Annotated in this window: 13 protein-coding genes; 8 read left to right on the forward strand and 5 right to left on the reverse strand. The window is 70.9% G+C overall.

Annotated elements, in window-relative coordinates:
- Positions 1–26: 26 nt before the first annotated feature.
- Positions 27–1,634, forward strand: coding sequence for an FMN-binding glutamate synthase family protein (locus EGT67_RS05120; RefSeq protein ID WP_127914981.1), 1,608 nt, complete (start codon positions 27–29; stop codon positions 1,632–1,634).
- Here EGT67_RS05120 and EGT67_RS05125 read toward each other — a convergent pair.
- Positions 1,615–2,112: a hypothetical protein gene (locus EGT67_RS05125; protein ID WP_127914982.1), complete on the reverse strand. Its 498-nt coding sequence runs from the start codon at positions 2,110–2,112 to the stop codon at positions 1,615–1,617. The two genes, EGT67_RS05120 and EGT67_RS05125, sit on opposite strands and share 20 nt — an antisense overlap.
- A gap of 183 nt (positions 2,113–2,295) precedes the next feature.
- Here EGT67_RS05125 and EGT67_RS05130 point away from each other — a divergent pair, with 183 nt between their 5' ends.
- A complete protein-coding gene (locus EGT67_RS05130) occupies positions 2,296–3,516 on the forward strand; it encodes an AI-2E family transporter (RefSeq protein ID WP_127915304.1) in 1,221 nt (406 codons plus the stop codon).
- On the opposite strand, the gene EGT67_RS05135 is transcribed toward EGT67_RS05130, so the two are convergent.
- Entirely contained in the window at positions 3,513–6,494 is a 2,982-nt protein-coding gene (locus EGT67_RS05135; RefSeq protein ID WP_127914983.1) for an AAA family ATPase, read from the reverse strand. The two genes, EGT67_RS05130 and EGT67_RS05135, sit on opposite strands and share 4 nt — an antisense overlap.
- Complete coding sequence (locus EGT67_RS05140; RefSeq protein WP_127914984.1) at positions 6,491–7,687, reverse strand: exonuclease SbcCD subunit D; 1,197 nt, start codon at positions 7,685–7,687, stop codon at positions 6,491–6,493. The genes EGT67_RS05135 and EGT67_RS05140 overlap by 4 nt, the downstream gene beginning before the upstream one ends.
- A 160-nt stretch (positions 7,688–7,847) precedes the next feature.
- On the opposite strand from EGT67_RS05140, the gene EGT67_RS05145 reads away from it, so the two are divergent.
- Entirely contained in the window at positions 7,848–8,768 is a 921-nt protein-coding gene (locus tag EGT67_RS05145) for a DUF6542 domain-containing protein (RefSeq protein ID WP_206612286.1), read from the forward strand.
- A gap of 76 nt (positions 8,769–8,844) precedes the next feature.
- Here the strand turns inward: EGT67_RS05145 and EGT67_RS05150 are convergent, their stop codons facing one another.
- Positions 8,845–9,849 carry a 4-hydroxy-3-methylbut-2-enyl diphosphate reductase gene (locus EGT67_RS05150; RefSeq protein WP_127914985.1) on the reverse strand — a complete coding sequence of 335 codons (1,005 nt, stop codon included), beginning with the start codon at positions 9,847–9,849 and terminating at the stop codon, positions 8,845–8,847.
- A 121-nt stretch (positions 9,850–9,970) separates the two neighbouring features.
- Here EGT67_RS05150 and EGT67_RS05155 point away from each other — a divergent pair, with 121 nt between their 5' ends.
- From EGT67_RS05155 to EGT67_RS05165, 3 genes are read left to right on the forward strand one after another with little or no spacing between them, the layout of a single operon-like run.
- Complete coding sequence (locus EGT67_RS05155) at positions 9,971–10,573, forward strand: lipid droplet-associated protein (RefSeq protein WP_127914986.1); 603 nt, start codon at positions 9,971–9,973, stop codon at positions 10,571–10,573.
- The gene (gene xseA / locus EGT67_RS05160) at positions 10,570–11,826 is read left to right on the forward strand and encodes an exodeoxyribonuclease VII large subunit (protein WP_127914987.1); all 1,257 of its coding nucleotides are present in this window, start codon (positions 10,570–10,572) and stop codon (positions 11,824–11,826) included. The genes EGT67_RS05155 and xseA overlap by 4 nt, the downstream gene beginning before the upstream one ends.
- Entirely contained in the window at positions 11,823–12,044 is a 222-nt protein-coding gene (locus tag EGT67_RS05165) for an exodeoxyribonuclease VII small subunit (RefSeq protein ID WP_127914988.1), read from the forward strand. The genes xseA and EGT67_RS05165 overlap by 4 nt, the downstream gene beginning before the upstream one ends.
- A gap of 22 nt (positions 12,045–12,066) precedes the next feature.
- Here EGT67_RS05165 and EGT67_RS05170 read toward each other — a convergent pair whose 3' ends face one another.
- Positions 12,067–12,636, reverse strand: a complete 570-nt coding sequence (locus tag EGT67_RS05170) for a DUF4245 domain-containing protein (protein ID WP_206612287.1) — start codon at positions 12,634–12,636, stop codon at positions 12,067–12,069.
- A gap of 182 nt (positions 12,637–12,818) precedes the next feature.
- On the opposite strand from EGT67_RS05170, the gene glpX reads away from it, so the two are divergent.
- Both glpX and EGT67_RS05180 read left to right on the forward strand, forming a co-directional pair.
- Positions 12,819–13,859, forward strand: a complete 1,041-nt coding sequence (gene glpX, locus EGT67_RS05175; protein WP_127914990.1) for a class II fructose-bisphosphatase — start codon at positions 12,819–12,821, stop codon at positions 13,857–13,859.
- Positions 13,860–13,952: 93 nt separating this feature from the next.
- Positions 13,953–15,371, forward strand: coding sequence for a class II fumarate hydratase (locus tag EGT67_RS05180; RefSeq protein WP_127914991.1), 1,419 nt, complete (start codon positions 13,953–13,955; stop codon positions 15,369–15,371).
- Positions 15,372–15,385 lie beyond the last annotated feature (14 nt).

Genomic DNA, 15,385 nt, shown 5'->3' on the forward strand with positions numbered 1-15,385 from the left:
CCGGCGCCGACGCATACCATCGCCGCATGGCCCGCATCGCGATCGTCGTCTGTTTCTGGTTGCTCGCCCTGGCCGCCGGGATCGCGGTCCCGACGTCGTCCCCGTGGTGGCTCGTCGCCGCCGTCCCCCTCGTCGCGATGGCCGCGCTCGGCACGTGGGATCTGACGCAACGACGACACAACATCCTGCGCAACTACCCGGTCCTCGGCCACGCCCGCTTCCTGCTCGAGGGCATCCGCCCCGAGATCCAGCAGTACTTCATCGAATCCCCCACCGATGGAACACCGTTCGATCGCGAGACGCGAGACCTGGTGTACGAGAGGGCGAAAGGAACGCTGGACGAGGAGCCGTTCGGCACCGAACGCGACGTCCACGCCGTCGGCTACGAGTTCATGACGCACTCGCTGCGGGCCCGCACCGCGTCCGAGGCCACCCCGACGGTGCGACTCGGCGGCCCGGACTGCGCCCGGCCGTACGACATCGCCCTGCTGAACGTCTCGGCGATGAGTTTCGGGGCACTGTCCGCGAACGCCATCGAGGCCCTCAACGCCGGGGCCGCGCGCGGCGGCTTCGCGCACGACACCGGCGAGGGCGCCATCAGCCGCTACCACCGCAAGCACGGCGGCGACCTCATCTGGGAGATCGCGTCCGGCTACTTCGGGTGCCGGACGCCCGCCGGCGAGTTCGACCCCGAACTGTTCGCGGCGAAGGCGTCCGACGACCAGATCAAGGCCATCTCGATCAAGCTGTCCCAGGGCGCCAAACCGGGCATGGGCGGTGTGCTGCCCGGCGCCAAGGTCACCGCCGAGATCGCCGAGGCGCGCGGCGTCCCGATCGGCGAGACGGTGACGTCGCCGCCCGCGCACCGGGCGTTCGGTGCGCCGGACGAACTCATCGACTTCATCGTGGAACTGCGCACCCTCTCGGGCGGCAAGCCGATCGGGTTCAAGCTGTGCGTCGGCTCGCGCGTCGAGTTCCTGGCGATCTGCAAGGCGATGCTCGACCGGAACGTCACCCCCGACTTCATCATCGTCGACGGCGCCGAGGGCGGCACCGGCGCCGGCCCGGTCGAGTTCGAGGACCACATGGGGATGCCGCTCACCGAGGGCCTGATGACGGTGCACAACGCGCTCGTCGGCACCGGACTGCGCGACCGCGTCAAGATCGGTGCGTCCGGCAAGGTCGCGAGCGGCGCCGACATCGTCAAGCGCATCATCCAGGGCGCCGACTTCACCCTGGCGGCGCGGGCGATGATGTTCGCCGTCGGCTGCATCCAGGCGCAGAAGTGTCACACCAACCGCTGCCCCGTCGGTGTCGCGACCCAGGACCCGGCGCGGACCCGCGCCCTCGACGTCCCTGACAAGTCCGCCCGGGTGTACCGATTCCAGAAGGCGACCGTCGCGAGCGCGAAGCAGATGATCGCCTCGATGGGACTCGACAGCTTCGACGAACTGCACCCGTCCATGCTGAACCGGCGCATCGACGGCGTCACGACGCGCAACTATGCCGAACTGTACGAGTGGCTCACGCCGGGCGAACTGCTCGACCACGCCCCGGCGGCATGGCGGCGCGACTGGCTCGCCGCCGACCCCTACTCGTTCCGGCCGCGGACTCCTACGGGCACGCCGGCTTGACCAACTGCAGGATCCGGTTGGCCTGATCCTCGGTCGGCACGGTGCCGTCGTTGGTCGCGACCTTCGTCACCTTCTCGACCAACTCCTGGTCGCTGGCGCCGGAGTCGATGGCCGGGCACGTCTCCTTGACGATCGACTCGATCGACTCGTCGTCGCGATCGCTCGACAGATTCGGATACGCCGTGCGGAAGGTGGCGGTGAACGCGGTCAGCTTGGCCTGGTCCCACGCCCCGCCGATCCCGGACACCACGCTCGACGCCGTCTCCTGCACGCTCGACACCAGGCCCGACGCCGTCTCCTGCACGCTCGAGCGCAGCGCCTCCCCCGGACCCGCCTCCGTGGTGGACGTGACCGCAGAACTGATCTTCTCCTTGGTTTCCTCGGACGTGCCGCCGTCGTTGGTGCACGCCGAGAGCCCGAAAACGAGGGCAGATGCGGTGACAATCGTCGCGGTTGCTTTCCCGATGATGCTCCTCATGAGCCGGATCCTACGTTCGCCCGCAGCGCTGATGTCGGCTTTAACCGCGCCGTGACCGGATCGATTGATCGCGCCGATTCGAGGAGAAATGCGTAGATTCGACGAAGACTGTCAGCCGATCGCCGGAAGGACCCCCGCGCTGTGAGCGTCAAGAAGATCGATCAACCCTCCGCGGTCACCCGCATGCGCGACCGCGGCGAGGTGATCGGGGCCGGCGGGATGTGGCTCGCCAAATGGTCGCTGTGCATCGCCGCGATCGCCCTCGGCGCGATCGTCGTGGGCTGGATCTTCGAGAAGCTGTGGGTGATCGCGCTGCCGGTGCTTCTCGCGATCATCGTCTCCACGGTGCTGTGGCCGCCGACCCGCGCGCTCACCCGGCGCGGCGTCCCCCCGGCCGGCGCGGCATCGATCACCCTGCTGGTCTTCTTCGCGCTGCTCGGCGGGATCGTGGCGCTGATCGTGCCGTCGGTCGTCGACCAGGCACCGGAACTGACGAACAAGGCCACCCAGGGCGTCCAGCAGGTGCAGAACTGGCTGAAGGGCCCGCCGGTCAATCTGCAGGACGAGCAGATCGACACCGCGATCCACGCGCTCACGACGAAGATCCAGGAGAGCGGCACGGCCATCGCGTCGGGCGTCTTCAGCGGCGTCACCACCGCCGGTTCGATGCTCGTCACGCTCGGCCTCGTGCTGGTGCTGGCGTTCTTCTTCGTCAAGGACGGCCCGCGGTTCATCCCGTGGCTGCACAGCGTCGGCGGCGGCCGCGCCGGACGTCACCTCGAAGAGGTGCTGGGCCGGATGTGGGACACCCTCGGCGGCTTCATCCGCACCCAGGCGCTCGTCAGCCTCATCGACGCGGTGTTCATCGGCGCCGGTCTGCTGATCCTCGGCGTGCCGCTCGCGCCCGTGCTGGCGATCTTCACCTTCATCGGCGGCTTCATTCCGATCGTCGGCGCGTTCGTCGCCGGCGCGCTCGCGGTCCTCGTCGCGCTCGTCGCCAACGGTGTGACGACCGCGCTGATCGTGCTGGCGATCATCATCGCGGTGCAGCAGATCGAAGGCAACGTCCTGCAGCCGGTGCTGCAGAGCAAGAGCATGAAGCTGCACGCCGTCGTGGTGCTGCTCGCGGTCGCCGCCGGCAGTTCGCTGTTCGGCATCGTCGGCGCCTTCCTCGCCGTCCCGGTCGCCGCGGTCGGTGCCGTGGTGATCCGGTACCTGGGCGAGCAGATCGACCACCGACTCGAGCAGGACGCGCTGCTCGACGCCGCCGACGCCACCGCGGACGGCACGGTCACCGAGCATGTCGGCGAACCGGAGACCTCGGAGCCGAGCCCGATCGCGGACACCGTCCCGGGCCCCGTGGTCGACGTCGACACCAACTCGTCGGGACCCGGCCGGGCCTAGCCGGCGATCATCTCCAGAGTGGACCCGGTCCGGCCGCGCACGACGTGCAGCCGGCTCGGGATCCGCTGCCGCATCTCGTCGACGTGGCTGACGATCCCGACCACCCGTCCACCCGCCCGCAGTTCGTCGAGGACGCCCATCACCAGGTCCAGGGTGTCGGCGTCCAGCGTGCCGAAGCCCTCGTCGATGAACATCGTGTCGAGCACGACGCCGCCCGATTCGGCGGCCACGACGTCCGCGAGACCCAGTGCCAGCGACAGCGACGCCAGGAAGGACTCGCCGCCGGAGAGCGTCTTCGCCGACCGGACCACGCCGGTGTAGTCGTCACGGATGTCGAGCCCGAGTCCGCCGCGTCGGCCGCGTGAGCCCGCCTCGTCCGAGTGGACGAACTCGTACCGCCCGGCGGACATGCGGCGCAGCCGCGCCGACGCCGACACCGCGACCTCCTCGAGCCGCGACGCGAGCACGTACGACCGCAGCGACATCTTGCGCGAGTTCTGGCCGCGCCCGGCCACCACGTCGGCCAGTCCGGCGAGTTCGTCGTGTGCCGCGAGCACCGGCCCGAGCGCGGTCATGGTCTCCTCCAGGTGCGCGACGAGTCGCTCGAGGTTCCCGCGTCTCGTGTCCGCCTCCGCCGCCGCGGCCGCCGCGTTCTCGACCGCCGTCGCCGCCTCACGCGCGTGCGCTTCGGGGACCGTGGTGTCGACCGGTTCGAGGTCGGCGACCGCCACCACGTCGGGCTCGGACAACACCCCGCGGGCGGCCGCGAGGCGGTCACGGGCCGCGGTGAGCACGGCCTCGATCTGCCCGATCCGGGCGGCCGGGCGGACCGCCGCCGACGCCTCGGCGAGCGAGGCGAAACCAGCGTCGCTCGTGGCGGTCTGCACTCGGGCGGCGAGGTCGGCGGCGGCCGCGGCGAGCGTCGCGGCCCGGTCCCGCGCGTCGAGCAGTTCCGCGGCCCGGGTCGCGAGGTCGTCGAACCGGTCCCGGCGGGCCTGCACGCTGCGGTCCCCGCCGGCCGCCTCCGACAGCCTGGTGCGCAGCGACAGCACCTGCTCCTCGGCGGCCTCGATGCGGGTGTCGAGCGCGGCCCGCTCGGTGGCGACCGCGCGGGATTGCTCGTCCAACTGTGCACCGCGGGAACGGAGTTCGCTCACCGATGCGGACGCACGCGCGAGGCCGGCGGCGATCGATCGTGCCCGCTCGACCGCCGCGGCGGCGGTCTCGCGCAGTCGCCGCAGCTCGTCGCGATCGCCGTCGCCGCCGCGCTGGGCCAGCAGATCGACCGTCCGCTCGAGCTGTGACTGCCGCTCCGTCTCCGCTTCGAGCACCCGGGCGGCCCGCTGCTCTGCGAGCCGGGCCGCCTCCTCGTCCTCCTTGGTGACCGTCGCGTCGCCCGGCCGCGCGGGCTCGGGGTGATCGACCGAGCCGCACACGGCGCACTTCTCCCCCGAGACGAGCTGCGCGGCCAGCTCGGCCGCCATGCCCGTGATTCGCTGCTCGCGCAGGTCGAGAAGTCGGTCTCGCGCGTTCTGGTGCGCGTCGCGGGCACCCGCGACCGCCCCGCGACGCTCCTCCAGAGCTGTTCTGGCCGAGACCAATTCTTCGGCAGCGACGGAAGCATCGGTGGCGCGGGCGGCCGCCTCCTCGAGCGCGGGCAGCGACGCCTGCGCCTGCTCGGCGGCACGCAGCGCTTCCTCCGCCGCACCGAGCACTTCGGGCCACTCGGCACGGTCGGCCGCCAGATTCTCGGCTCGCCGGGCCAGATCCGCACTGCCACGGCGCATCTCGGAGACGTCGCGCTCGAGCTGCTCCACGGCGCGGGCCTCGACGAGCAGGCCGTCCAGCCGGACCACCTCCGCGGCCCACTCCCGCCCCTGCGCCCGGACTTCGTCACGATCGGCCGCCGTCTGCGGCCACGACAGCGTCGCGACCAGACCCGCGCCGTCCTCGGACGCACCGAGCCGATCGGCGACCACGCGGGCGCGGGACGCCCCGGAATCGGCTTCCCGTGCCGCGGCGTCCGATTCGGCGGCGGCCGCGGCGACGACGGCGGCCCGCGACGCGCGATCCACTTCGGCCGCCAGCGCATCACGCTCGGCAGCCCCGGCCTCCAGTTCGGCCAGCGCCGCCCGGGCGCGGTCGCGTCGGGTCTGCAGCTCGCGCACCCGCCTCGCCTCCAGCGCCGCACCGCGGGCCTTGTCCTCGGCGGCGCGGGCCCGGGTGAGTTCCACCGACGTGAGATCGGCCGTCTCGACGGCCTGGTCCAGCAGCCGTCGCGACCAGGTGAGCGGGTCGCCGTCGGCCCCGAGTTCGATACCCGCCGCGGTCGACACCCGCGCCACCAGCAGGTCCACCTGCTTGCGGTGGTCCTCGACCCGCGCCGTGCTGGCCCTCTTGCGGTCGACGAACCAGTCCTCGACGGACTTGAACCGCGTGGTGTCGAACAGCTTCTCGAGCAGTTTGCCGCGTTCCTCGTTGTCGGCCCGCAGGAACTTGGCGAACTCACCCTGCGGCAGCAGCACCACCTGGAAGAACTGGTCGGCGGTCATGCCGAGCAGACGCTCGACCTCGCGCGCGATGTCCGGGATGCGGGACAGGTTCTCGCCCTTGCGGTCGAGCCACGTGAGAGTCGCCTTCGCGTTCTCGGTGAGCGTCCCCGAACCGCGCTTCTTGGGGCGTTCGTACTCGGGGCTGCGGGTGATGCGCAGGGGTCGTCCCCCGATGGTCGCCTCCAGCGTCACCGTCGGTACCGAACCGGCGGGTGCGTGGTCCGACAGCAACCGCTTGCCCTCCTTGCGGGCGCCCGGCACCGTGCCGTACAGCGCGAACGCGACCGCGTCGAGGATCGTCGTCTTGCCGGCGCCGGTCTGCCCGTGCAGCAGGAACAGCCCGTCCGCGCCCAGTTCGTCGAAGTCGACCGTGACGGTGTCGGCGAACGGGCCGAACGCCGTGACCTCGAGGTTGTGCAGCCTCACGCCGATGCCTCCAGCACGTCGGCCGGTTCGTCGCCGGCGACCGACACCGACTCGGCGGCCGTCGCGTTGCGCAGTGCGTCCTCGAGCAGCCGGATCTCCCCCGTGCTCGCCTCGCTGCGCACGTCCGACAGGAAGCCCTCGGCCACCTCGAGATCCGAGCGGCCACGGACCCGCTCTCGGTAGCGGAGCTCCGGATTACCTTCGGGGCGTTGCCATTCCATGTGAACCGCGAACGGGAAGCGGGCCTGCAGCGCCCGCATGGCATCGACGGGGCGCAACGGGTCGGTGAGGACCGCGGACACGTAGTGGTCCTCCGCCGACGCGAACGCCGCGTCGTGCAGCAACTCGTCGAGGGTGCCGGTGAGCTGGCTGAGGCCGCGCACCTCCGGTAGTTCGATCCGCTCCACCCCGGCGAGACCGGACGCGTCGACGTCGACCAGCCACACCGCCTTGCGGTGCGACCGCTCGCCGAACGAGTACGGCAACGGCGACCCGCTGTAGCGGACGTTCTCGGCCAGGGTCTGCGGCGAGTGCAGGTGCCCGAGCGCCACGTAGTCGACGCCGTCGAACGCCGCCGCCGACACCGTCTCCACGCCGCCGACGGAGATCGAGCGCTCCGACCCGGTCGCCTCCCCGCCGACGACGAAGGCGTGCGCCAACAGCACCGAGCGCAGCCCGGGCGCCACCGCCCGCCGTGCGTCCAGGTCGGCACGGATCCGCGTCATCGCGACGTCGAGGATGTCGGCGTGGGACCGCGCCTGGGGTGCCCCCAACTCGGCACGGGTGATCTCGGGCTCGAGGTACGGGATGCCGTAGAACGCGACCGGCCCGTGCTCGTCGTCGAGCATCACCGGCGTGTCCAGCGCCCCCACCCGGGTGAGCAGGTGCAGGCCGCCCGCAGCCGAGAAGGCCGCGCCGGCGCCGAGTCGCACCGGCGAGTCGTGATTGCCCGACGTGGCGACAATCACAGCGCCCGCCGCGCGGATCGCCTCGAACCCCCTGTTGCACACTGCGACCGCGTCGGCGCTCGGAATGGAACGGTCGTACACGTCCCCCGGTACCACCACGACGTCGACATCGTGGGCGACGACCAGATCCGCGATCGCGTCGAGCACCCGAGACTGGTCCGCAAGCAGGTCGACGCCGTGGAAGGTGCGCCCGACGTGCCAGTCGGAAGTGTGCAGGATCCTCATGGCGAACGACGGTAGAGCACCCGACCGACAGGTCACCGAATCGGACATGTCGGTCGGACGCGACCATCGACCCTGTCAAGCTGTGGATTCTCAGCGAATTCTCGGCGTTCGCCGGTCCCGCCAACAAAGCAAGCCGACCGTCAGCGACTACTGTCGAAGTGTGTCCGCAACCCAACGTGCTCGTTCCGGGGTGCCGCTCGACCAACGATCGGCCCTCCCCACCGTTCCCGGTGTACCTGCCTGGGGGGCTGTCGTCGTCGCCGCTGGGTTGACCTTCATCGGCTTCGCTCTCGACACCATGTCGGGCGACGAACTGACGTCGACATTCTCGATGATGTACTTCCTCGGATGCGTCCTGGCGGTGCTCGCCGTTCGCTACCGGGGCCTGTTCACCGCCGTCGTCCAGCCCCCGCTGCTGCTGTTCGTCGCGGTTCCCCTCGCTCAGCAGTTCCTCACCGGCGGCACCGGTACCGGCATCAAGGACCTCGCGCTCAACGTCGCGTATCCCTTGGTCAACCGATTCCCGTTGATGCTGGCGGCGACCGTCGTGGTGGCTCTGATCGCCGGCGCGCGGGTGTTCTTCGTCCAGCAGGGCAAGGGTGCCCCGGCGCGCTCCAAGTCCCGGCGCGCCCCGGCCCGAACCGCTCGCTCCGAGTCGTCGGCAGGTCGTCGCGGCACCGCCGCTCGCTCGTCGCGGGCCGCATCGCGACGCGGCGACGGCGCACGACGAGACGACCACGAGACACCGGACTTCGAGACGCAGGACTACGAGACTCCGATGGACCGCCGCCCCCGACCGCGGCGCGCCCCGGCGAACGATCCGCGCCCGGCCCGACCCGCCCACGAGCCCGTCACCGCGCACGTGCCCGGATACGGTAGGCGCGACGGCGGCTACCGCGAGCCGGTGCGGCGCGAGGGCCCACGACGCGAGACCGTGTACGGCGAGCCGATCGCCCGCGACCGCGACCCGATCCAGCGCGACCCGATCCCGGCCCGCTCCCGCCCGGCGATGGACACGCCGCCGCGCCCGGCACCGCGGGTGCGCTACCGGGAACGGCGCGAACCCCCGCTCGACCGGTAGACGGACAAGCCGAACGCACAAGGGAATGCCCCGGGACGAACATTCGTCCCGGGGCATTCCCTTCGTCGGTCGGTCGTCAGTTGCGGGCGGCGCGCAGTTCCCGCGGCAGCGCGAAGACGAGCGTCTCGTTGGCCGTGGTCACGGACTGCACGTCCGCGAAGCCCTGCTCGGCCAGCAGGTCGATGACGCCGCGGACCAGAATCTCCGGCACCGACGCGCCCGATGTGATGCCGACGGTACGCACACCGTCGAGCCACTCGAGATCGACCTCGCGGGCGTAGTCGACCAGGTGCGCGGCGCGCGCGCCGGCACCCAGCGCCACCTCGACCAGTCGCACCGAGTTGGACGAGTTCCGCGACCCGACCACGATCACCAGGTCGCACTCCGGGGCCATCGCCTTCACCGCCACCTGACGGTTCTGCGTGGCGTAACAGATGTCGTCGCTCGGCGGGTCCTCGAGCTGCGGGAACTTCTGCCGCAGCCGCTGCACCGTCTCCATCGTCTCGTCGACCGACAGCGTCGTCTGCGACAGCCAGACGACCTTGGCGCCGTCGCGCACCGTGACGTTCTCGACCGCGTCGGGGCCGTCCACGAGTTGCACGTGATCGGGGGCCTCACCGGCCGTGCCCTCGACCTCCTCGTGGCCCTCGTGCCCGATCAGCAGGATGTCGTAGTCGTCGCGCGCGAACCGCTTGGCCTCCTGGTGGACCTTCGTCACCAGCGGGCACGTGGCGTCGATCGTGTGCAGGTTCCGCTCGGCGGCGGCGGCGTGGACCGCGGGCGACACGCCGTGCGCGGAGAACACCAGCACCGACCCCGCCGGCACCTCGTCGGTCTCGTCGACGAAGACGACGCCGCGCTCGGCGAGCGTGTCGACGACGTGCCGGTTGTGCACGATCTCCTTGCGCACGTAGATCGGCGCGCCGTGCTTCTCGAGGGCCTTCTCTACGGTCTCGACCGCGCGGTCGACGCCCGCACAGTAGCCGCGAGGTTCGGCCAGGAGAACCCGCTTGCCCTGATCGGCGGCGTCGGCACCGGCGGATCGGGCGATACCCAGATTGAGAGGAACTGCCGAAGACATGACACCAGCGTACGGTGCACGCCACCGGCCTCCGCTCCAGCACACGTCGGGGCGCGATTCCCGGGCCGGATCATCGGTCCGTCGGCTACCAAATAGCGCCGTCGTGAGGCAGGCTGTGAGCATGATCCGTCCCCCGTTCATGGCGCGCGTCGCCGCCGGCATGGCCATCACGGCGTACGAAGAGGCGCTCAAGCTGCCGTCCACCGCCATGACGCTGCCGATGACCGCTGTCAGCCAGGTGCTGCAGACCACGATGCGGGTCCAGCAGTCCATGACCGCGCTCGCCATCAAGGGTGACCAGGCGTTCTGCCTCCTCGACCGCAACGAGGAAGAACCGTCGTGGGCGGTGTTCGACGAGGACCGCGCCGACTTCGACACCGACGGTGAGGTGGACGTCGAGGCCCCGTCCGAGGCCGACGCCACCGAGCGTCCGTCCTCGCCGGGCCGGTTCGCGCTGTACTCGATGAACCCCACCGAGGAAGGCGACGCCGCGGACCGGGTGGAGAATCCCGACGCCGCGCCGACCACCCCGGACGTGCCGGTTCCCGAGATCGCCGAGGAACTCGACTACGCGGCCCTCACGCTCGCCCAGCTGCGGTCGCGGCTGCGGTCGCTGTCGGTGGAGGACCTGACGGCGCTGCTCGAGTACGAGGAGCGCACCGCCGCCCGGGCGCCGTTCCAGACGATGCTCACCAACCGCATCACCTCCGCCAAAGCCAAGTGACGTCCGCGCGCCCCGCTTCCGGCGGCCCGTCCCCGAGCACGGCCGAGCAGCCGTGGCCGGTCCGCACCGTCTCCACCAAGGTCGCCCAGTGGATCGACCGTCTCGGCAGCGTGTGGGTGGAGGGCCAGATCACCCAGATCAACGCGCGGCCGGGCACCCGGACGGCCTTCCTGGTGCTGCGCGACCCGTCGGTCGACATGTCGCTGTCGGTGACGTGCTCGCCGCAACTCCTGCGCGACGCCCCGGTGCCGCTCACCGAGGGCAGCCGCGTCGTGATGTTCGGCAAGCTGTCGTTCTACACCGGCCGCGGCACGGTGTCGCTGCGGGTGACGGAGATCCGCGCCGTCGGCATCGGTGAGCTGCTGGCCCGGATCGAGCGGCTGCGGGCACTGTTGGCCGCCGAGGGCCTGTTCGATCCGCGGCTCAAGCGTCCGCTGCCGTTCCTGCCCGGCACGATCGGTCTGGTCACCGGCCGGGCCAGCGCCGCCGAACACGACGTGTTGAGCGTCGCGCAGCGCCGGTGGCCGGCCGTCCGATTCGAGGTCCGCAACACCGCCGTGCAGGGCCCGACCGCGGTCCCGCAGATCATCGAGGCGCTCGCGGAACTCGACCGGGACCCGCGCGTCGACGTCATCATCCTCGCCCGCGGCGGCGGCAGCGTCGAGGACCTGCTGCCGTTCTCCGACGAGACGCTGTGCCGCGCGATCGTCGCGTGCACGACGCCGGTGGTCAGTGCGATCGGCCACGAGCCGGACAGCCCCCTCAGCGACCACGTCGCCGACCTGCGCGCCGCCACCCCCACCGACGCCGCCAAGCGGGTCGTGCCCGACGCCGTCGCCGAGCAGGCCCTGGTGACCGATCTCCGCGAGCGCAGCGCGGCGGCCCTGAGGAACTGGGTGCAACGCGAGTCCCACCTCGTCGCGCAGCTGCGCAGCCGTCCGGCGCTCGCCGATCCCCTGTCCGGGATCGACCGCCGCGCCGAGGAGGTGGAGCGCCTGCGGGACGCCGCGCGCCGGGACGTCACCCGGGCGATCGACGCCGAATCGACGACGGTCGCGCACCTGCAGGCGCGGCTGACCACGCTCGGGCCCGCCGCCACCCTCGCCCGCGGCTACGCGGTGGTGCAGAAGGTGCTCGGCGACACCGAGCCCGAGGTGCTGCGATCGGTGGACGACGCACCGCCCGGCACGCAGATCAGAGTCAGACTGGCCGACGGCGCGGTGCGCGCCGCCGTGATGGGAAGAGAGTCATGAGCAACGCAGATGTGGCCGAACTCGGGTACGAGGCGGCCCGGGACGAACTGGTCGTCGTCGTGAAGACCCTCGAGCTGGGCGGCCTGGACCTGGACGAATCGCTCGCGCTGTGGGAGCGCGGCGAGGCCCTCGCGAAGCGGTGCGAGGAGCACCTCGCCGGAGCCCGCAAGCGGGTCGAGGACGCGCTCGCGCACGCCGACGAGGACGACGCCGAGTAGGCCGAGTAGGCCGAGTAGGCGGCTACCGTTGCAGCGGCTCGACCGACCCGACCGCGGTCGCGAGCTTGGTGAACTCGTCCGCCGGGGCCGGCCCGGTGATCAGGATCCGGGTGTCGCCGAAGTCACTGACCCAGATGGCCTCGACGCCGTCGCCTCCGAACACGTCCCACGTGTGGTCACCGACCTGCTCGGTGCCGGTCGCGTACCGGGGTTCGCCGGCGATGAACGGCACCAGCGCCTCCTCGGAGGCGTCGCTCTGTGTCAGCTGGATGTACCGGCCCGCCTCGGTGATGAAACCGATGTTGCTCGAGTCGCCGCCGCCGTTACCGGTGACGATGCTCCGGGAACCCGAGTTCGGCGTCCAACCCTCGGGAATCTCCGGCTGGCGGATCGGGAATCCCAGCTCGCGCGAGTCGTACTTGAACGCCGCCTCGGCGTCGAAGCTGGGGATCGGTCCCTGCTTGGGACCGCCCGGACTGAACGAGCACTGGGTCGCGATGCCCGCGATGAGCAGACACGCCAGAACCAGCGGGATCAGTGACCACGCCATGTCTTGGCCGTTCTGCAGGATGCGGGGCTTCTTCTCGGGCACGGTGTCCAGTATTCCTGTTCCCGGCTCCGGGTGGCCCAGCAGGCCACGCATCCTCCGGTTCTGAGAGAATCACCCTCGAGATTCGTCCACCGAATCCACGGCCCGACCGCACCGCGGTCGACCGCCCCGAAGTGTCGGCCAACACATCGCGCCGACCTTGACTGCAGCAGGAGGCACTGCCCATGACGGCCAGCACCCCATCGAGTCGCCGCGAGGCCCCGGACCGCAACCTCGCTCTCGAGTTGGTGCGAGTCACCGAAGCCGCCGCCATGGCTGCCGGCCGCTGGGTCGGTCGGGGTGACAAGGAGGGCGGCGACGGGGCCGCCGTCGATGCCATGCGTCACATGGTGAGCTCCGTCTCGATGCAGGGCGTCGTGGTGATCGGTGAGGGCGAGAAGGACGAAGCCCCGATGCTCTACAACGGCGAGGAGGTCGGCAACGGCGACGGCCCGCTGTGCGACGTCGCGGTCGACCCGATCGACGGCACCACGCTGATGAGCAAGGGCGCTCCGGGCTCGATCGCGGTCCTCGCGGTCGCCGAGCGCGGCGCGATGTTCGACCCGTCCGCGGTGTTCTACATGGACAAGATCGCGGTCGGCCCCGAGGCCGCCGACGTCATCGACCTGTCCGCGGGTGTCGCCGAGAACATCCGGCGCGTCGCGAAGGCGAAGAACCGCGCCGTGTCGGACACGACTGTGACCATCCTCGACCGTCCGCGCCACGCGGACATCATCCGCGAGATCCGCGAGACCGGTGCCCGCATCCGCCTGATCTCCGACGGTGACGTCGCCGGCGCGATCGCGACCGCCCGCCCCGATTCCGGCGTGGACATGCTGCTGGGTATCGGCGGCACCCCGGAGGGCATCATCGCCGCGGCCGCACTGCGCTGCATGGGCGGCGCGCTGCAGGGCAAGCTGGCCCCGAAGGACGAGGCCGAGCGCCAGAAGGCCCTCGACGCCGGCCACGACCTGGACCGCGTCCTGCGGACCGAGGAACTGGTCACCGGCGAGAACATCTTCTTCTGCGCGACGGGCGTGACCGACGGCGACCTGCTGAAGGGTGTGCGCTACTACGGTGGCGGCGCGACGACGCAGTCGATCGTCATGCGCAGCAAGTCCGGCACTGTCCGCATGATCGAGGCTTACCACCGCCTCGAGAAGCTGCACGAGTTCTCGTCGATCAACTTCGACGGCGTCGACGGCGCGCAGCCGCCGATGCCCTGATCGGCCACCCGTAGTTCCAGCCGAAGGGTCCCTCCGTGCGCGCGCAGCGCACGAAGGGACCCTTCGGCGTTCCCGCGGTGGCAAGCTGGATCCATGACTGACAGCAGCCATCCGCAGTTCCGTATCGAGCACGACACGATGGGCGAGGTCCGCGTCCCGAGCGACGCCCTGTGGCGTGCGCAGACGCAGCGAGCAGTCGAGAACTTCCCCATCTCGGGCCGCGGGCTCGAACGCACGCAGATCCGCGCGATGGGCCTGCTGAAGGCGGCCTGCGCGCAGGTCAACAAGGATCTCGGATTGCTCGCGCCGGTAAAGGCCGACGCGATCATCGCCGCCGCGACCGAGATCGCCGACGGCCGTCACGACGACCAGTTCCCGATCGACGTGTTCCAGACGGGTTCCGGCACCAGTTCGAACATGAACGCCAACGAGGTCATCGCGAGCCTCGCCGAGAAGGCCGGCGTGACCGTCCACCCCAACGACGACGTCAACATGTCGCAGTCGTCGAACGACACCTTTCCGACGGCCACCCACGTCGCCGCGACCGAGGCCGCCATCAAGGACCTGGTGCCCGCGCTCGACCATCTACGACTCGCCCTGTTCGACAAGGCCGCCCAGTGGCGGACGGTGGTCAAGTCCGGACGCACGCATCTGATGGACGCGGTCCCGGTCACGCTCGGGCAGGAGTTCGGCGGCTACGCCCACCAGATCGAGGCGGGCATCGAGCGGGTCCTGGCGACGCTGCCGCGGCTCGGTGAGCTTCCCATCGGTGGCACCGCGGTCGGCACGGGCCTCAACGCGCCCGACGACTTCGGTCCCCGCGTGGTCGCGGAACTGGTGCGCACCACCGGGATCGACGCCCTGACCCCCGCTCGCAACCACTTCGAGGCACAGGCCGCCCGGGACGGCCTGGTGGAGGCGTCGGGGGCGTTGCGCACGGTGGCGGTGTCCCTGACCAAGATCGCCAACGACATCCGGTGGATGGGGTCCGGCCCGCTGACCGGTCTCGGGGAGATCCGGCTGCCGGACCTGCAGCCGGGGAGCTCGATCATGCCCGGCAAGGTCAATCCCGTTCTGCCCGAGGCGGTCACCCAGGTCGCGGCACAGGTGGTCGGCAACGACGCGGCCGTCGCGTGGGGCGGCGCCGCGGGGGCGTTCGAGTTGAACGTCTACATCCCGGTGATGGCCCGCAACCTCCTCGAGTCGTTCCGCCTGCTCGCCAACGTCTCTCGACTGTTTGCCGACCGCTGCATCGCGGGACTCGAGGCCAACGAGGAGCACCTGCGCACGCTGGCCGAGTCGTCGCCGTCGATCGTGACGCCGCTGAACTCGGCGATCGGGTACGAGGAGGCCGCGGCGGTCGCGAAGCAGGCGTTGAAGGAGAAGAAGACGATCCGACAGACGGTGATCGACCGTGGACTGATCGGGGACGGGCTCACCGAGGCCGAACTCGATCGCCGACTGGACGTGCTCGCCATGACGAACCTCGACGAGTCGACGCCGGAAGACTGATCCCGAGACCGACC

The organism is Prescottella agglutinans (assembly GCF_004011865.1).
GTDB lineage: Bacteria > Actinomycetota > Actinomycetes > Mycobacteriales > Mycobacteriaceae > Prescottella > Prescottella agglutinans.